Here is an 18,059-nt window from a genome sequence, read left to right on the forward strand (position 1 = left end):
CGTATGCCGGCCCAGTCTGTTTCTTTATCCGAAAATTATGCTTACAGGAGGAAATAATGGCCATAACAATTGCATTAGCTGGAAATCCGAACAGTGGAAAGACAACGCTGTTCAATGAATTGACCGGTTCAAAACAGCACGTAGGCAACTGGCCGGGTGTTACTGTTGATAAAAAAGAGGGGAAATACAAAAAGGATGAAAATGTACTCATACTGGATCTTCCCGGCACCTATTCCCTTTCACCCTATTCGGCGGAAGAAATAATTGCAAGAGATTATTTGCTTAAAGAAAAGCCGGATGCAGTAATTAATATTATAGACGGATCAAATATTGAAAGAAATCTTTATCTGACGTTACAGATTGCGGAAACCAAAATACCGATGCTGGTAGCCGTAAATATGATGGATGAGGTCAGGGCAAATGGGGACAGGATAGATTTTGCCCGGTTGTATGAAGAAACTGGAATCCGTTTCCTGCCTATTGTGGCACGCAGCTACGAGGGCGTGGATGAACTGATGAAAGAAGCCCTGAAAATTGCCGGGGAACAAAAAAAAGTGGCCGATTTGCCGGTACTGGATGAAACAATCAAAGAGGCAGCGGACAGATTGACCCAGGTGCTTGGCCTGCAGGATGATGAGAGCCGGCTGTGGAAGGTCCTGAAGGTCCTGGAAGGTGATAAGGAGGCCCTCGGAGAACTGTCGAGGGAGCAGATCGTTCAGGCGAAAAATATTATAGAAGAAACTGAAAATAAAGTCGGGACAGATATGGAAGCCAGACTGGCGGACCTGCATTACAAATATATCGGGTATTTGGCTGCAAGTGCAGTCACAAAAAAAAGAGAAGAGCATGCTGAAACCAGGTCCCAGAGAATAGATAAGGTGCTGACAAACAAATATCTGGCTCTGCCGGTTTTTGCGGTAATTATGTACCTGCTTTTTGCCATTACTTTCAGTGAAAACTTTCTGTTTATTCACGGACTTCCAAGTCCGGGAATCTGGATGTCGGGGCTGGTGGAAACTGCCTGGACGTCCCTAACGGCCTTAATATCTTCGGGACTTGGAGCTGCAGGAGCTTCTGCCTGGGTGTTTTCCCTGGTGATTGACGGTATAATGGCGGGTATCGGTGCTGTGGCAGGATTTCTGCCCCTGGTTCTGGTCTTGTTTGTACTGTTGTCATTTCTGGAAGACAGTGGATATATGTCCAGAGTTGCGTTTGTAATGGATCGGATATTCAGAAAGCTCGGTCTTTCCGGCAGATCCTTTATTCCCCTGTTGATGGGATTTGGGTGTTCGGTGCCGGCAATCATGGCTACGAGGACGCTGGAAAGTGAGAGAGACCGCAGAATAACCATGATGATAATTCCATTTATGTCTTGCGGTGCGAAACTGCCTGTGTATGCAATGTTTGCAGCCATGCTGTTTGAAGGGTATAATAAGACATTGATAGTTTTCAGCATGTACATCCTTGGACTTATAGTTGCGGTTATAAGTGCCACCATTTTGGATAAATTCTTCTTCAAAACAGGAGAATCCAATTTTATTATGGAGATGCCCCAGTACAGACTGCCGACTCTGAAGAGCATAGGCATCCATGCCTGGGATAAGATAAAAGATTTTGCGATAAAAGCTGGAACTGTGATTTTTGTTTCTACAGTATTTATCTGGATCCTGGCTAATTTCAACTTCTCAGGTATGTGTGACATGGAAGACAGTTTCCTGGCGTCCATCGGGAATGTCATCAGAATAGTCTTCATTCCGCTGGGATTTGGAGACTGGAGGGCAGCCGTAGGCATAATCACCGGGTGGATTGCAAAGGAAAATATCGTGGCAACCCTTGGACAGCTGCTGGGTTCACAGCAAGAGATGAAAAGCGTATTTACAATGGTTTCAGCATATGCCTACATGGCGTTCAACCTGTTGTGCATGCCTTGTTTTGCAGCGGTGGGAGCACTTAGAAAAGAGATGGGTTCCTGGAAGTGGACGCTGAGGGCAATAGCCTTTCAAATGATCACAGCCTACATTGTCGCACTGATAATAAATGTCGTCGGCAACCTGATATTTTGAAGTAGTATAGAAAGGAAGAACTATGATAGATTATATTGTGGCAGGGATAGTAGTATTGATTATTGCCCTTGCATTCTGGCGTTATTTTAAGAGGCGTAAAAAAGGGGAAGGCGGTTGCGGCTGCAGCGGCTGTACCGGATGTTCCTCTTTCCCCACCTGCAATAAGGACGAGAAGAAAGAGTAAGTTAATGCGGAGGAATTATGGCGTATACATATATCATAAAATGCAGGGATGACACTTATTATACAGGTATAGCAAAAGACATATATAACAGGATGGAAGAACACTGGACGAAATCGAAAAAATGTGCAAAATATACAAGAGCAAAGGGAATAAAAAGCCTGGAAATACTATGGGAGTCAAAAAGCATATCGGATGCTGCGAAACTGGAAACCCAGATAAAAAAGCTGACAAGATTGAAAAAAATTGAACTGATTATGAATCCGGATCGATTCGAAAAATATTTTGGTCAAAAGCTTGATTGCGCCAACTACTTCAACTGCCCCGGAATTACGTTGGAATACTGTCTGCAACAATGTCAAAATGTGCAAAAGTAACAAATGCTGGTTCTGTGATATTTTTTGACATTTTGTGCATGTTATACTATAATAATTAGCATATAAATAAAACGGAATGCAAGAGGTGTCATATGAAAATCAGTATGTGGATTCTGGCTGACTGGCTGAAAAAATACAAGCCTGACATAGATATTAAGAAAGGCGACCTGTGCTTAAAAGACGTTCGTATTTTTTCGCAGGACTGTGTCATTGAAAACAAGTATGTTTATCTGGGACGTGCCAAAGATTTCTTTTCAAACAAAAAAAATGAAATCATCGTAGTAAACGGTGTTGACCTGATGCTCCTGCAAAGTACCGATATCGATGAGGTGTTCAACTCGGTTTTATCTGCCTTTGAATTTTACAGTGACTGGTATGAGTCCCAGGTCGAACTGATCAACAAAGGGTGCAGTCTTGCTGGTATTATTTCCAGAAACCAGCTTCTACTCAAAAGCACGATTGCCGTACTGGATACCAATTACAGGGTTACGGCCATAGTGCCGGAAGAGACAGACGGGCTGAATGATGAAGGCATCAGTTACATGGTAAATGAAAAATCCCTTCCGATGAACTGGATTATAGATAGCAGGAAACAGGTTCAAAGAATGCATGGAAGCAGGGATTCTTTCCTGATTCAGGTAAAGGAAGAGGAGAATCCGTTTATTTTCATGAACCTGTACCTCAGGGGACGACATTATGGATGGCTGATGGTCATAACCGGCGGAGATAAGATTCCTGAATTCACAAGACAGCTGAGCGGATACTTTGGACGTTTTATAGAATCCTGGATCCAGAAGAATGAAGAGAGCATGGATTTGCAGGACTTTTCCAATACAATACGTCGGTATCTGGATGGAGAAGAGAGTCTGATCGGTGAAATCAACAGGTATTTTGAAATTATTGGCTGGCATTCGGACGAACCAAAGGCTGTCATTGCCTTGTCATCCTCGAATTCATCCTTCAGTCTGACAGAAACTATGATTTCGTTCATATCCAGTTCCATGGAAAACTGCTATGTAATGGCTTACCAGGATAAGATTCTTATTATCAACAATCTGAAAATTATTCATGATGAAGAATTTTTCAGGATATTGAAGCCATGGATGGTTAAGGGGAAATTCAGATGCGGCGTAAGCTTTCAGTTTACAGACTTTAAATTTTTACGGCAGAGCTTTCAGCAGACGCAGATAGCGTTAAAATATGGAAAACAGAAAGTAGAAGACGTCAACTACTGTAAAGATTATGTCCTTCACTATATTGTTCAGCTGCTGGAAAAAGAAAACAATATGGACATTATCACACACCCGGCATTGAAACAGCTGATATTGTTTGACTGCAGCAACAATGCGGATTTGTATCACACCTTAAGCAATTATATCAGCAATGACTGCAATCAGATAAAGACGGCGACGGATTTAAACCTGCACCGCAATTCACTGATTTATCGGATCAAGAAGATTCAGGAGATTACCGGTATTGATTTCAAGGATCCGGCAACAAAGGCACATCTGCTGATATCATTCCTGGCTCAAAAAGAAGGCGACTGAAAAAGTCCGGACTTAAAGTATGTATGACCGTGCTACAGCCTCTGGAAATTTTCAGGGTAAGGAGAGGGTGGTGTGAAGATGAAGGGGAATTCCAGAATCAGAAAAATTCTATTCACAATGCTGCTTATGCTGCTTCTAGTAACCGCTTCATCCTGTAGGCCGAGTGGCGGAAAAGACGGTACAACAACCGGAATCCCAACGGAAACAACAGGAGACACCACAACAGAAGCCACAGTTGAATCTTCGACTGAAATCACCACGGAAACAAGTGCTGAGACAACGACCCAGCCTTCAACGACCCAGCCTCCGACAACCCAGTCTCCGACAACAGGTTCCCTGACCCCGATTATTTATGTCGGACAGGTGCTTAAGATTCCGGCTTCGGGTGGTGCAGTAACTTCATCCCAGGTAGTGAGCGGAGGAGTGATAGCAGCAGACGGAAAACAGATTGCATTGACATTTGATGCCGGGTGGCTTTATGACCAGACGGAACCTCTTTTAAATGTATTGGATGCATATGATGTCAAATCCACATTTTTCCTGAGGGGATATTGGGTGAGCGATCATCCGCAGCTGGCCAAGGAGATTGCCGGCAGGGGACATGAGATAGAGAATCATTCCCTGACACACAGCCATATGACGGCTATGACGGATGTGCAGATCCTGAATGAAATGGTCCAGTCAACCGATATTATCCTAAGTACTACCGGTATACGTCCACACCTGTTCCGTCCCCCGTTTGGGGAATATGATGCCAGGATGCTGCCGATCCTGGGGGCAGAAGGATATGATTATACAGTTATGTGGACTGTTGACAGTCATGATTGGGCAGAAGAATTAAACGGAGTGGCAATTACGGAAGCCTACCTGATCAACAGGGTGCTCTCCAATGCGACGGACAATGGAATTGTGCTGATGCATGTTGGAGGCTACCACACAGTGGAAGCATTGCCGGAAATTATCACGGGACTGAAGAATGCCGGTTACAGCCTGGTGACGGTGAATGATATGCTTCCGGCGTCATCCGGAGCAGACGGTTATGTTCTGTACACGGTTGTCAAAGGGGATACACTTTATGCCATTTCCCGGAGGTACGGAATAAGCGTAGAAGAGCTGATAGAATTCAATAATCTGAGATAATCAAAAGCGACAGATACAAATTTCATCGTATCTGTCGCTTTTTTTATTCCTTATACCATCCAATTATATGCATATAGAGCGTTTCCTGTTCCAACTGGTACAGAAGATCCAGCGCGGATTCGTCGGTTGGAGACATGTTGCAGTCAATATGAAATGTATATTCCCATGGCTTTTTTGGTACGGGGCGGCTCAAAATCCTGCTCAGACTTATATCTCTGTCACTGAATAGAGAGAGAAGTGCGGAGAGACTTCCCGGTTCATGTGCAAGACGGATGACAAGGGAGCATGTATTGGCATCCTCTGCGATGTAGGGCAGGGCACTGAGCAGTACGAAACGCGTCTGGTTATGAACCACGTTGCTGATTTCGGACATGATAAGCTCCAGGCCGTTATTTCTCGCCGCTTCCTCAGAACCAATGGCAGCCATTAAGAGGCTGTTCCTTTTTTGCACCTCTTTTGCGGCAAAAGCAGTGTTGCCTGAGATTTCGGTTTTCCATCCCATACTTTGGATAAAGGAAGAACATTGAGCAAGTGCCTGCGGGTGGGAAATGACCGTTTCTATGGATTCCAGGCTGCTGCCCTTTACTCCCATCAGGTGGTGCCTGATTTCTATGCCGGTAGTCTCGGTGATGTACAGCTTGTTGCTATCCAATAACCCATATACTTCATCCACAGTTCCAGCAGTGCTGTTTTCCAAAGGAAGTACGGCAGCATCCACATTTCCTTCTATAACCTGGGTACACGCGGATTCAAAGGTGGGAAATGTAATAATAGCAGAATCGGGATGCAGATTTTTGGCGGCTTTATATGAATAAGATCCAGTGTTTCCCTGGGTCGCAATAGTCAATATGGATGGCCTTTCCTTTTGTGATTGTAAAATCTGAAGGCCAAGCTTCCAATACGGATCATCTTTTCTTGCCATATGATACTGCTTCTCCCGGGACAGCCTCATAACGGTTTTCAAAAATGGCTTTCCTACATTGCGGATATCGTCATCTATATCATCGAGAGCGGCTATTTTCTGATTTTCCTGTTGAAGCATGTATATAGGTGCAAGAGTTCCTTTTTTTGCCCTGTAAATCGATTCAGACAGTTTCTGGCGTTTTTTTAGCAGGGAAAGCATTTCGTCATCAATTTCATTCAGGGATTCTCTGATATTGTTCAATTCAGGATTCATGGTTTTTCTCCTTTTCATGATATATTCCATCGGTACGCCCATCCCGCACCTCCTGCAAGCTTCCGTCGATAAGCCCGATGCACTGGATGATGGCATAATGATAGCTCTTAATGCCCAGTCCGGAAATCTGCCCGCTGCAGGCAGGCCGAATGACGGAAATTTTGCGGAATTCTTCCCGGACATGGATATCTGAGATATGAAGTTCCACACAGGGAAAGGAACAGAGTTTCAGTGCATCCAATAGAGCATAACTGTAATGGGTGAAGGCCCCTGCGTTGATAATAAGCCCGTCAAAAGCACCCAGGGAGGAATGGATTTTATCAATGAGGCTTCCCTCGTGATTTGACTGGAAATCCTCCACTGTAAACCCATAAAGTCCTGCTGTCCGTCTGGCTTCTCCGATAGCATCTTCCAGGGTGAAGTGTCCGTAATGTTCTTTTTCCCTCTTTCCAAGCATATTGAGGTTTGGACCGTTGATTAAAAGGATTTTTTTATGCATTTCTGCCTCCAAACCATCCGGAACCCATGAGGCTGTCCAGGATAACGATTGCCGCTGCCGCTTCCGCAACAGGAACAGCACGGGGAACGATGCAGGGATCGTGTCGCCCTTTAATTACCAGTTTAGCATCGGTTTTATCGGAAAGGCGGATGCTGTCCTGCTCCAGACTGATGGAAGGGGTTGGCTTGATACCAAGCTGAAATACAACAGGCATGCCGTTGGAAATACCGCCATCCACACCTCCGGAATGGTTTGTCTTATATGTTATATGGCGCTGGCCGCCTTCGTCCGAATAAAAAGGGGAATCATTATTTTCGGATCCGCGGCGGCGGCAGATATCGAATCCGGATCCAAAGGATAAGGCCTTTACGGCAGGAATGGCATACAGCATGGAAGCAAGCCTGGGCTCCAGCCCCCCAAACATGGGATCGCCGATGCCGGCTGGAAGTCCTGTAATAAAGCACTCCACAATTCCTCCAACGGAATCCAGTTCCATCCGTGCCTTTTCAACAGCATCTATCATAGAGCTTCCGGCCGAATCATCCAGAGTGGGAAAGGATTTGAGCCTGAGCTGAGACAGCTCCTGCATCGGAGGCCTGGCCGGGTCCAGAGGAACATCTTCAATACCGGCGATTTCTTTTATCCTTGCATATATTTGAATTCCCTGTTTTTCAAGTATCTGAAGGCTGACCGCCCCGGCAAAGCACAGGGGAGCCGTCAGACGCCCGGAAAAATGACCGCCGCCCCGGATATCATTAAAACCTTTATAACGTATGCTTCCGGTCAGGTCCCCGTGGCCGGGACGGGGTACCTGGACTAAATTCCCGTAATCCGAAGAATGCGTATCGGAATTTCTGATGACAGCGGTCAGTGGAGTTCCGGTGGTGCATTCGTGATAAAACCCGGAAAGAATTTCCGGAGTGTCCTCCTCTTTTCGAGGAGTGGACCAGGGGGTGCGTCCTGGTGCCCTTCGCAGCATGAAAGCCCTGATGGCGTCGATATCAAGCTTTATCCCGGGTGGGGGGCTGTCTACAACGACTCCGATGCCCTTCCCGTGTGATTCTCCAAAAATACTTATGTGAAGCTGATTGCCCCAAAATGAACTCATGTGTTGCCTCCTTCCGTCAATGTTTCGATTTCTGCTCCTAAACGTTTCAATTCACTGAAAAAATCCGGATATGATTTAGCTACACAGGAGGAATCCCGGATAATGGTATCGCCTTCTGCCTTCAATGCGGCAATCGCTGCGGTCATGGCAATCCGGTGATCGCTGAAGGAGGAGATGTCACCGCATTTGAGACTGGAAACTCCATTTATTATAATTTCATTATCCAGAACACGAACATTTTCTACGCCGAATCCGGCCAGCATGGCCAGCGTGCTTTCAATGCGGTCACTTTCCTTGATTCGGAGACGGTTGACATTTTTGAAATATATACGCTTATCTTTCCCGGAGGCCGCAGCAGCCAGGGCAAGGGCGGGGAAGAGGTCGGGGATATCTTTCATATCGATTTCCGCATGATTGGATGAAAATTGATTGAGGACGGCCTGCATGGATGCGTCCCCCTGAAGCTGGCTCAAAGCCGGATTTTCAATGGTGATTTCCTGCCCGAGGTAGGAGGCAAGATGCCAGAAGGCAGCCTGGGAAGCATCTCCTTCAACGGCATACGGCCGGGATGTCTCCGTAAAGGAATGGGGATGGACAAAATAGCGGTGATATCCGGAATTCAGAGTGTTCCTGGTTACCGGCACCCCGAAATACGACATCACGGAAAGGGTCATATTGACATAGGATTCCGACTCCAGACCGGATGTGAGGGTAATAGTTGAATCGGATTCCAGGAGAGGAAGGGCCAGCAGCAGACCGCTGATATATTGAGAGCTGATATTGCCGGGAAGTTCGAATTTTCCGGCGGTCAGTCGTCCTCTTATGCGCAGAGGTAGGGAGTCTCCGTTTTCCGGGAAGTCCATTATCACACCGTTTGCAGTAAAGGCTTCCTGATAGGCGTGAATCGGACGTTTCGGAAGACGTCCCTGTCCTGTGAAGCAAGCCTCCAGACCCAGTGCTGCTACGATAGGAATCAGCAGCCTCAGTGTCGTTCCGGATTGTGAACAGTCCAGAATCAGTTCGGGTACGAAATGGCCTTTTTTCTTTTCGGCCCAGGCTTCCGTAATCTGATGAAGACACCGAAGGGTTGCCTTGATGTCATCAGAGAAGGGAGCATATACCCCGGATACAAGAAGTTCCCAATGGGTTTTTCCTGTCAGGGCTGCACAGATGAAGGCGCGATGTGCGAGGCTTTTAGAGGCTGGAATCCTTACGCTTCCCTGGATTTTGCCAGGATGAATAATCAGATTGTCCGGAAGAAATGATTTTTTGGGCACGCCAAGGACAAGCTGGTCCAGACTGTCCAGTGCGGCCCTCCGTAAGTCGGAGATGGGAACGGGATGTATATGTGCGGCTCCCAAGTCTTTTAACAGAATGAAATTCAAATGGTCACCCAGCTGTTTTTTGTCCGCCTTCAGAGCTGTCAGAACCGCCTCTGTGGACAGAGAAGTCAAAACAGGAAGCTTCCAGGCCTGCAGCAGATAGGTGAGCCTGGGAAGTATTTCGGGGGAAGTGACGCCAAAGGCCATTCCTACCTTAACGGCGGCAGACATGCCTATGGATACAGCCTCCCCGTGGGTATACAGGGAATATCCGGATGCTTTTTCAATGGCATGACCAAAAGTGTGGCCGAAGTTGAGCAGCATTCTTTCTCCGAAATCAAATTCATCCGCGGAAACGATGTCCGCTTTAATCTGAACACATCTTGCGATGACCTGGGCGGAAGGAATAATACCTGCCGAGGTTTCCAAAATTTCAAACAGGGCACTGTCCCGAATGCAGCCGTATTTGATGACCTCAGCCATTCCATCCGAGATGATTTTCGGGTTCAGGGTGTTTAAGAGTTCCGGGTCGATAAGTACGAAGGCGGGCTGATTGAAAGCACCGGCCATGTTTTTTCCGAAAGGAAGATCTATTGCAGTTTTTCCGCCAACGGATGAGTCCACCTGGGCAAGAAGGGTGGTTGGTATCTGGATGTAGGGGATGCCGCGCTGATAGGTCGCCGCCGCAAACCCGGCCACATCACCGACTACACCGCCGCCCAAGGCAACGATGCAGTCCTTTCTTGTTAGACCGGATTCATAACAAGCTTCATAAATTCTTGTCAGGGTATTGATTGTTTTGCTTTGTTCTCCGGCGTCAAAATGCCATATGGAAGGCGTGAACCCGAAGGCTTTCAGGCTTTTCTTTAAATCTTCGGCATAGAGCGGAGCAACGTTTGAATCTGATATGATCAGGACACGGCAAGGAGAAACCTTGGCAGAGATGAGCTCTCCTGCATCCTTAAAGGATCCCTCCTGAATCAGGATTTCATAGGGGTGATTTTTGGTTTTAACCTGAATAATGGGCATATTTTCTCCTCCTGGATGTGGATGCAGTGGTGTATTATTTAATGATGGAACGTCCGACAGCTCTGGCAAGGTGATCCAGTTTTTTCATAACATCAGAAAACTGTTCGGGCGTCAGTGATTGGGGGCCATCGGATAATGCATGGGCAGGATCATTATGGACTTCAATGATCAGACCGTCCGCACCTGCCGCAATGGAGGCCATGGCCAGCGGTTCAACAAGATCGTTCCTTCCGCCGGCGTGGCTCGGGTCGACAATAACTGGGAGGTGGGTGAGTTTCTTCAGGACAGGAATGGCCGAAATGTCCAATGTGTTCCGGGTGCTGGTTTCAAAAGTGCGGATACCCCTTTCACAAAGGATAATGTCTTCATTGCCGCCACTCATGATATATTCAGCCGACATGAGGAGCTCTTCGATGGTGTTGGAAAAACCTCTTTTGAGCAGTATTGGTTTGCGCACATGTCCTAATGCCTTCATGAGTTCAAAGTTCTGCATGTTGCGCGCGCCGACCTGGATGAGATCCACATATTCTTCCATCATTTCAATCTGGGAAATGTTGGTGATTTCGGATACAACCGGAAGTCCGGTAGCCTCCCTGGCCTTGCCCAGATAAATCAATGCGCCAGCCTTAAGCCCCTGGAAACTATAGGGAGAAGTACGGGGCTTGAAAGCGCCGCCTCTCATCAGGGAGGCTCCTGATGCCTTTACCGACCTGGCAATTTCTATGATTTGTTCCTCTGATTCAACGGAACATGGCCCGGCAATAACAGGAATGTGGCTTTCGCCGAACTTCACACCTCCAACATCGATAATCGAGTTATCTGGATGAAATTTTCGGTTTGTTTTCTTATAAGGCTCCTGAACTTTCATTACCTTATCCACATGCTGCTGCATGGCTACCTGGTCGACGTCGATATCTGAAGTATCACCAACGAGTCCAATAACGGTCTGCTCTTTTCCATAAATCGGACTGGCCTTGACTTTGTGGCTTTCCAGCCAGGAACAGATCTGCTCCACGTTTTCCTTAGTTGCATCTTTTTTCATTACTATTATCATAATTACACCTATCTTTCCAGTTCAAAGGCCTGTAGCAAAGCCTTCGCTCTTAGTTCAACATCCTGATTTGCATCTATTACTAAATCGGCGGCCATATGGTAAGCTGGATTTCTCTCATTTAAAAGTCTGTGTACTTTGTCCTGAGTGTTTTCCACATCGGAAACCGCCAGCAGCGGGCGGCTGGACGTGGAAGCTATCCTGCTCAGGACGGTTTCTTCTTCTACATCCAACAAAACAATCAAACCGCCTTTTTCATGGATCAGTTCAACAATGTTATCCTGCAGGATTGTACCTCCGCCTGCAGAAATAATCATGGATTTTGGCTGGTCAAGAAGTGTGGAAAGGAATTCCTTTTCCAGGTTCCTGAAATATGCTTCGCCGGATTCTGAAAAAATTTCAGAAATGGTGCGGTCTTCTTTTTCTGTAATTACCAGGTCTAAATCCAAAACATCCAATTCACCCTCTAAGAGCAAGGACAGCCGTTCCGCCGTGGTCGTTTTGCCGGCACCCATAAAACCAGTCAGTACGATTTTGAGCGGGTTTTGCTTTAATAGGAAGTGTGACAATGATATGCGGATATTCTCCAGCCTCAATTTGGTAGCGGGTGCTTCCCAAACATCAGGAGTGTCCGGATGCCAGATTTTCTGCGCAGCCAGTGCCTGTTCAAACAACATCCCCAACCCTCCATATGCCCATATTCCAAAGGAACGTGCCATCAGTACAAATCGTGTCGCAGTCGGGTTGTATATTGCATCAAATACATGCCGCACTTCTCCGGACTTAAGCATATTGTAATACAAGTCATGGGGAAGTGGGAGTCTTCCTGCATGCGGCCACATTCCAACGGGGGTTGTGTTGATCAGAAGCTGAAAATGCATCCCCTTGTTAACCAACAGTTCCAACTGCTCAAGCGTAACCAGCTGCACAGCTGAATGTGGATACAATTCCTGTATTTCTGTGACCAGATCCAGTCCCCTCTGCGGATTTCTAGCCATGAAAGTTATGGAAGACGGATTCTGGCCGGCTAGAACATGGGAAATGGAGCGGCTTGCACCCCCGGTGCCGAGAATGAGGATATTGCAATCCTGCGCCGGGATTTTCATGGATGCGAAGCCCAGGCTGTCCGTGTTGTATCCGGTATTGTGATAGACTGTATTGACTGCTCCGAAGATCCGGGCTTCATTGGAAATGCCTGACAGAAAAGGAATAATTTTCTCTTTATAAGGAATGGTTACGTTGAAACCATCCAGGTCTCCAGTCAGGGATTCAATTTCATTTTCCAGTCGGTCGGGAGGGATATCCAACAATTCATATTCGCCTCTGATCTTCGCGGCTTCCATTATCTGCTGGTGTATGTAGGGGGAAAGACTATGTCCCAAAGGGTGGCCCAGAAGGCCGAAATTTTCGATGTCATGCTGTCTGTTTTTCATGTGAGCCTCCATATTAATTAATTTTTTGTATAAAAAAAAACACCCGTCCTGAATAAACAACAGGGACGAAGAGTTCTCCGCGGTACCACCCTTTTTTGCCTCCATGGATAATGAAATCATTGGAAGGCACACTCACCAGGCACGGGATTTTCATCCATATACCCTGCTTCTGTAACGTGAAGCCAACGTAACAGCCTACTGTATAATCTTCAGCCATTCAGCTCAGAAGGGAATTTCACGAGGACCGTTCTCTTGCAAACTCTCAATCGTGATGAACACGGTTCGCATCCCTGTCGAGGGGTTCCCTGTTACTTATCTTCGTCATAGCCATTTGTGTATTAAAAACATAATACCATCTGAAACATTTTTGTCAAGTAAATTTCTTTTAAATGTATGATAATGAGTCCTGATATGATAAAATCAGGATAAGGGATGAGGTGTCTTTTGCTTGAAAAGAGGCTGTGAAACATGAGTGGAAGCATTTGCGAAGTGAAAAAGCCCCTAAGAATGACTTGAAATTATCAACAAAAGGATGGTGGACTTAATTGAATAAGAATGGGATGAGAATAGTTGTAACTGGGGATATATGTATGAATAATCTGCTATGGACCTCCAATCCGAAAAACACAGCCGGACATAACTGGCAGGGACATACGAATGTCAGCACCTTGGGAAACCCGGGAGAATCTCTGCTGTTGGCCAGAATGATAACACAGTCCGCCAACATGGATGTGATTTCTCCGAATTTGTCTCCGGATTATTATGGGGACAGGTATCTGAGTTCTTTTACAGAACTGGAGCTGTTCAGGATATCCGATAAGAATTCGGGAAGGGTATACAGAGTGGGAAGATTTCTTGGCTTCAAGGGTACCCATACCGGAAAACCTGAGCTGCTTTCCTTGGAAAATGACGTACGGGACGCAGAAATTGTAGTGATCGACGATGAGAATAATGGTTTTAATAATGCCCAGGATTTCTGGCCGCTTGCAATAAAAACTACGGAGTCCAAGCCCGTTGTCCTATATAAAATGAATAATCCAATCGGGACAAATCTTTTATGGCAGCATCTCGACAGGTTCCATATTGAAAGAACTGTCGTCATTATAAATGCCGACGATTTACGTGCAAAAGGCGTGAATATCAGCAAAAGCATTTCCTGGGAAAAAACAGCCCTGGATTTTGTCTGGCAGCTTAATAATAATCCCAATCTGTCCTTCCTGGCGGACTGCAGGCATCTGGTGGTTCCATTTGGTCTGGAGGGAGTTATTTATTATAAAAATGAGGGAGAGGCAGAAGCATTTTTATATTTCCTTCCTTATGAATTTGAAGGAGATTTTATCCGGGAAGATCTGGGATATATGTATGGACTGACCTCCTGCTTTGTTGCGGCTCTCACGGGTACTGTGTCTGAGGGATATGATAAAGGAGACCTGCCGGAGCTGATTTCAAAGGGTATCCGGGTCGGAATGGCAGCTGCCAGAAAATATTTTAATGCCGGTTTTGGAAATGATCTGAATAATCTGATTTTCCCAAATCCATCCATTTTTCGTGAAAATCCGGATGATTCTGATTTAATGGAAGACGTCCAGTCTGTCCGGATTCCTGTTATCGGTGACAGCAAGGCTCAGAACAGGTGGTATATCCTAAAAGAGAAAAACACCGCAAATCTGGCAGATATTGCATTTGATCTGGTTAAGAACGGCGAAGAGAAGGCCTTGAAATATATTCCGACTGCCAGGTTTGGGAATCTGAAAGCTGTAGACAGGACAGAGATTGAAAGTTACCGGAGTATAAAGAACCTGTTATCCGAATACATCAATGCCGTTAATGTAACGAGACCCCTGTCCATCGCCGTATTTGGCACTCCGGGCTCTGGCAAGTCCTTTGGTGTAACCGAAATTGCCGCCAGCATCGCACCTAGCCAGATACAAAGACTTGTATATAACTTATCCCAATTTCACTCTCCGGAAGAATTGATCAGGGCTTTTCATAAAATCAGCGATTACAGCCTCTTGGGGAAGATACCGTTTATAATTTTTGATGAATTCGATTCGGATTTTGAGGGCAACCTGGGATGGCTCAAATATTTTCTGGCACCGATGCAGGATGGAGTTTACCGGGAAGAGCAGACGATACATCCCATTGGAAAGGCAATTTTCGTATTTGCAGGCGGAACGAGCAGCACTTTCCGGGAATTCTGTGGGGATGATTTGGAAGACGAAATGGAAATCAGCCATTTTGCCAAAAAATTCAAAGCCGCCAAGGGCCCCGATTTTGTCAGCCGCTTAAGGGGGTATGTAAACATATTGGGACCTAACAGGACTTCTGTGGACGATCAGCTGTATATTATCCGAAGGGCCATGCTTTTACGTGCTCTGGTCGACAGGAAGCTGCCGCAGATGATAAATGAAAAGGGAGAAGCACAGATAGACAATGGCGTTATACGCGCTATGCTTAAGATTCCAAGATTCAAACATGAGACAAGATCGATGGAAGCCATAATCGAGATGAGTATGGTCAATCGTGCAAAAAGATGGGATCAGTCCCTGCTCCCTCCGAAGGAACAGCTAAGTCTTCATGTAGATGAAGAACAGTTCCTGCGTTATATGATGCATGACGCAATCTTCGGGGAAAAAGTGGATGAACTGGCGTCTGCCCTGCGTTTCAAATACAATCAGCAGGAGGAGAACTGGCCTGTTCCAGGGGATGATATACTTACGGATTGGAAAAATCTGGGGGAAGAGCACAAGGAATTTTTCCGGTCTCAGGTGAAATGCATTCCGGATGCCCTTTTGCATATCCAGTGTGATGTGATTTACGTGGATTGCATACCTGAGAACATGGAATTCTCGGAAAATGAAATTGAACAGCTGACTCTTTTTGAGTACAAACGCCGGATGATAAGAAGCCGTGAAAACGGGACAGGTCCAGTCCTGGATAAGAATATGGAAATGGTGGTCTGGGAGCATACGGACCAGGATTTGAAGCAGCAGATAAACCAGATGGTCCGATTGTGGGCAGATGTACTGGCAATGTCCCATTTCAAGGTCGAGAGGCTGAAGATTGAAGATTAACCGTTGCGCTCCTGCTGTATGGCGGCCGCGATTTTATGGACGGTTCCCTCGATATCGCAGTCGTCTGTATCGATTATTATGTCTGCATACTTTTCATAGAGAGGTGTTCTTTCCACAAAAAGATCGTGCAGGCTGGACCCGTTCCTGATTACCACGCCACGGTTTTCAATGTTTTTCAGCCTGTTGCTTAATGGCTCATAATCCAGCTTCAGATATACAACGGTACCGATGCTTTTCAGATGTTCCATGGCCTCCTTGCCGTAAACCACGCTTCCGCCGGTGGCAATTACAGATTTTTCAGCCTGAATGCTGCTGTTGACCTGATTCTCGATTTGTATGAATGCATCGACCCCGTCCTGCTCTATTATTTCACAAAGAAGTCGGTCGTATTCTTCCTGGATCAAGAGGTCTGCATCGATAAAACGGAATCCAAGCACTTTTGCCAGAATTACGCCGACCGTGCTTTTTCCGACTCCCGGCATTCCTATCAGCACAATATTATTCATCTTCATCATCCTTCTCAATTAGTAGTTTATGTGTAATATATATTTTTATGAATACCTTGTCAAGAAAAGACACCTGTACCGGACAATAAGATCGCGGAAATGGAGGCATAAGAATGACAATGATGAAAGACGAAACCAGCCGGGAAACACACCTTCGAAAAGGAAGACAGACCGTAAGGCTGGGTCTGTTAAAAGTAATCCATGACTTATTCCCGGAAGAAAAGTTGAAAACATCCTATTCGATACTGGAAGGAGTATTCTGTAATCTGTATGGATCTGTTCTTTCTGTACGGGAAGTCAGACTGATTTCGGAGAAACTTCACGAGTGGGCATCCAAGGACAATCCGATTGAATTTATTGAGAAAAAGAATGGTTATTTTTATTATCAGGTAGGAGACATAATTGTCCAGGCCATCTATCCGGCATATACAAGTACTTCAGAAATAGAACCCTTCAATATTATCCCTTTTTCCTATGGCTTCATAGTAGATTTCGAAGACCCGGAGACCAGAAGCGGAAAGGCACATGTTTCTCCATATCTTCTTTCCCAAACCTTCCAGAAATATCAGCACTGGCTGGACAACATAGATATCGAAGTCATTTCGGATATAAATTATTTTATAGATGCGGGACATAGCCAGGAGGTTCTCCGTATTTCCGAGGCTCTTCATGAGAAAGAGATATCCGATATCGCGGATAAGATTCTGCATGAAAGGAGGTCATTGAGGGTTCTGCTGGTTTCCGGTCCTTCCTCCTCCGGCAAGACCTCTTTTGCCCAGCGCCTGTCTACACAGCTCAAGGTAAACGGGCTGAAACCGGTTGATCTGTCCCTGGATGATTATTATGTTGACCGGGTGAAAACCCCGTTGGATGAGGAAGGGAACTTTGACTTCGAATGTCTTGAGGCTCTCGATCTTGAACTGCTGCATGAGCATATTGCTAAGCTGGCAAATGGCGAGCAGGTGGAAAGCCCCTTATTTGATTTTAGTACCGGCACAAGAAAAAAAGAAACGAAAACCCTGAAAGTCGGGCAACAGGAAATTCTCCTGATTGAAGGCATCCATGCATTGAATCCAGATCTCTTGGGGGACATTAACCGGAGTTCCGTCTTTAAGATATATGTCAGTGCACTGGGCGGTGTGAATATCGATTTGATCAGCCGAATACCGACAACGGAAATCAGACTGATAAGAAGAATGGTCAGAGACGACAGAACAAGGGGACTGGAACCGGAAGAGACACTGAAACACTGGGCCAATGTACGGAAGGGGGAATACAGATACATATTTGCATTTCAGGAGGAAGCAGATGTTATGTTTAATTCGAGCCTGTTGTATGAACTCAATGTTCTGCGTCCCCATGCAGAAAAATGCCTTGCAAAAATCAAGGATGACAGCATCTATTATGAAACAAAAGAGAGACTGTTGAATCTTCTGACATTTTTCAAACCAATGGAGGATGTGAAAGTTCCCTTCAATTCCATCATCAGGGAATTTATCGGAGACAGCATATATTTTGGCAAATGAGAGCAATAGAGCAGGAAAGCACATGG

At 45.8% G+C, this 18,059-nt stretch carries 14 protein-coding genes and 1 other annotated feature; of the genes, 7 read left to right on the plus strand and 7 right to left on the minus strand.

Annotated elements, in window-relative coordinates; translation table 11 throughout:
• Positions 1-56 precede the first annotated feature (56 nt).
• From feoB to BUA79_RS03810, 5 genes are all read left to right on the plus strand, one after another.
• Positions 57-2,063 carry a ferrous iron transport protein B gene (gene feoB / locus BUA79_RS03790; RefSeq protein WP_073993035.1) on the plus strand — a complete coding sequence of 669 codons (2,007 nt, stop codon included), beginning with the start codon at positions 57-59 and terminating at the stop codon, positions 2,061-2,063.
• 22 nt (positions 2,064-2,085) lie between these two features.
• Entirely contained in the window at positions 2,086-2,247 is a 162-nt protein-coding gene (locus BUA79_RS03795) for a FeoB-associated Cys-rich membrane protein (protein ID WP_073993036.1), read from the plus strand.
• A 17-nt stretch (positions 2,248-2,264) separates the two neighbouring features.
• Positions 2,265-2,621, plus strand: coding sequence for a GIY-YIG nuclease family protein (locus BUA79_RS03800; protein ID WP_073993037.1), 357 nt, complete (start codon positions 2,265-2,267; stop codon positions 2,619-2,621).
• Positions 2,622-2,713: 92 nt separating this feature from the next.
• Positions 2,714-4,168, plus strand: coding sequence for a PucR family transcriptional regulator (locus BUA79_RS03805; RefSeq protein ID WP_073993038.1), 1,455 nt, complete (start codon positions 2,714-2,716; stop codon positions 4,166-4,168).
• Positions 4,169-4,246: 78 nt separating this feature from the next.
• Complete coding sequence (locus BUA79_RS03810) at positions 4,247-5,308, plus strand: polysaccharide deacetylase family protein (protein WP_094757292.1); 1,062 nt, start codon at positions 4,247-4,249, stop codon at positions 5,306-5,308.
• Between the two features lie 43 nt (positions 5,309-5,351).
• Here BUA79_RS03810 and BUA79_RS03815 read toward each other — a convergent pair whose 3' ends face one another.
• From BUA79_RS03815 to BUA79_RS03840, 6 genes are read right to left on the minus strand one after another with little or no spacing between them, the layout of a single operon-like run.
• Complete coding sequence (locus BUA79_RS03815) at positions 5,352-6,527, minus strand: bifunctional chorismate mutase/prephenate dehydratase (RefSeq protein WP_073993040.1); 1,176 nt, start codon at positions 6,525-6,527, stop codon at positions 5,352-5,354.
• A complete protein-coding gene (aroQ, locus tag BUA79_RS03820; protein ID WP_073993041.1) occupies positions 6,475-6,984 on the minus strand; it encodes a type II 3-dehydroquinate dehydratase in 510 nt (169 codons plus the stop codon). The genes BUA79_RS03815 and aroQ overlap by 53 nt, the downstream gene beginning before the upstream one ends.
• Positions 6,977-8,092 (minus strand): chorismate synthase, encoded by a 1,116-nt coding sequence (gene aroC / locus BUA79_RS03825; protein ID WP_073993042.1) that lies wholly within the window; start codon positions 8,090-8,092, stop codon positions 6,977-6,979. The genes aroQ and aroC overlap by 8 nt, the downstream gene beginning before the upstream one ends.
• Positions 8,089-10,443 carry a 3-dehydroquinate synthase gene (gene aroB / locus BUA79_RS03830; protein WP_073993043.1) on the minus strand — a complete coding sequence of 785 codons (2,355 nt, stop codon included), beginning with the start codon at positions 10,441-10,443 and terminating at the stop codon, positions 8,089-8,091. The genes aroC and aroB overlap by 4 nt, the downstream gene beginning before the upstream one ends.
• 34 nt (positions 10,444-10,477) lie before the next feature.
• The gene (gene aroF, locus BUA79_RS03835; protein ID WP_073993044.1) at positions 10,478-11,497 is read right to left on the minus strand and encodes a 3-deoxy-7-phosphoheptulonate synthase; all 1,020 of its coding nucleotides are present in this window, start codon (positions 11,495-11,497) and stop codon (positions 10,478-10,480) included.
• An 8-nt stretch (positions 11,498-11,505) separates the two neighbouring features.
• Positions 11,506-12,927, minus strand: coding sequence for a shikimate kinase (locus BUA79_RS03840; protein WP_073993045.1), 1,422 nt, complete (start codon positions 12,925-12,927; stop codon positions 11,506-11,508).
• Between the two features lie 58 nt (positions 12,928-12,985).
• Positions 12,986-13,261 (minus strand) — a binding site (T-box leader).
• A gap of 256 nt (positions 13,262-13,517) precedes the next feature.
• Between BUA79_RS03840 and BUA79_RS03845 the strand changes: the two genes are divergently transcribed.
• Positions 13,518-16,001: a Ryanodine receptor Ryr gene (locus tag BUA79_RS03845; protein ID WP_242941634.1), complete on the plus strand. Its 2,484-nt coding sequence runs from the start codon at positions 13,518-13,520 to the stop codon at positions 15,999-16,001.
• Here the strand turns inward: BUA79_RS03845 and BUA79_RS03850 are convergent.
• Complete coding sequence (locus BUA79_RS03850) at positions 15,998-16,513, minus strand: shikimate kinase (protein WP_073993046.1); 516 nt, start codon at positions 16,511-16,513, stop codon at positions 15,998-16,000. The two genes, BUA79_RS03845 and BUA79_RS03850, sit on opposite strands and share 4 nt — an antisense overlap.
• 107 nt (positions 16,514-16,620) lie before the next feature.
• On the opposite strand from BUA79_RS03850, the gene BUA79_RS03855 reads away from it, so the two are divergent.
• The gene (locus BUA79_RS03855) at positions 16,621-18,033 is read left to right on the plus strand and encodes a uridine kinase family protein (RefSeq protein ID WP_242941635.1); all 1,413 of its coding nucleotides are present in this window, start codon (positions 16,621-16,623) and stop codon (positions 18,031-18,033) included.
• The last annotated feature ends 26 nt before the right edge of the window (positions 18,034-18,059 follow it).

Source organism: Parasporobacterium paucivorans DSM 15970, assembly GCF_900141895.1.
Taxonomy (GTDB): Bacteria; Bacillota; Clostridia; order Lachnospirales; family Lachnospiraceae; genus Parasporobacterium; species Parasporobacterium paucivorans.

Coding starts and splice junctions, on each gene's coding strand:
- feoB (WP_073993035.1), top strand. CDS start 57: ATGGCCATAACAATTGCATTAGCTGGAAATCCGAACAGTGGAAAGACA.
- BUA79_RS03795 (WP_073993036.1), top strand. CDS start 2,086: ATGATAGATTATATTGTGGCAGGGATAGTAGTATTGATTATTGCCCTT.
- BUA79_RS03800 (WP_073993037.1), top strand. CDS start 2,265: ATGGCGTATACATATATCATAAAATGCAGGGATGACACTTATTATACA.
- BUA79_RS03805 (WP_073993038.1), top strand. CDS start 2,714: ATGAAAATCAGTATGTGGATTCTGGCTGACTGGCTGAAAAAATACAAG.
- BUA79_RS03810 (WP_094757292.1), top strand. CDS start 4,247: ATGAAGGGGAATTCCAGAATCAGAAAAATTCTATTCACAATGCTGCTT.
- BUA79_RS03815 (WP_073993040.1), bottom strand. CDS start 6,527: ATGGGCGTACCGATGGAATATATCATGAAAAGGAGAAAAACCATGAAT.
- aroQ (WP_073993041.1), bottom strand. CDS start 6,984: ATGCATAAAAAAATCCTTTTAATCAACGGTCCAAACCTCAATATGCTT.
- aroC (WP_073993042.1), bottom strand. CDS start 8,092: ATGAGTTCATTTTGGGGCAATCAGCTTCACATAAGTATTTTTGGAGAA.
- aroB (WP_073993043.1), bottom strand. CDS start 10,443: ATGCCCATTATTCAGGTTAAAACCAAAAATCACCCCTATGAAATCCTG.
- aroF (WP_073993044.1), bottom strand. CDS start 11,497: ATGATAATAGTAATGAAAAAAGATGCAACTAAGGAAAACGTGGAGCAG.
- BUA79_RS03840 (WP_073993045.1), bottom strand. CDS start 12,927: ATGAAAAACAGACAGCATGACATCGAAAATTTCGGCCTTCTGGGCCAC.
- BUA79_RS03845 (WP_242941634.1), top strand. CDS start 13,518: ATGAATAATCTGCTATGGACCTCCAATCCGAAAAACACAGCCGGACAT.
- BUA79_RS03850 (WP_073993046.1), bottom strand. CDS start 16,513: ATGAAGATGAATAATATTGTGCTGATAGGAATGCCGGGAGTCGGAAAA.
- BUA79_RS03855 (WP_242941635.1), top strand. CDS start 16,621: ATGACAATGATGAAAGACGAAACCAGCCGGGAAACACACCTTCGAAAA.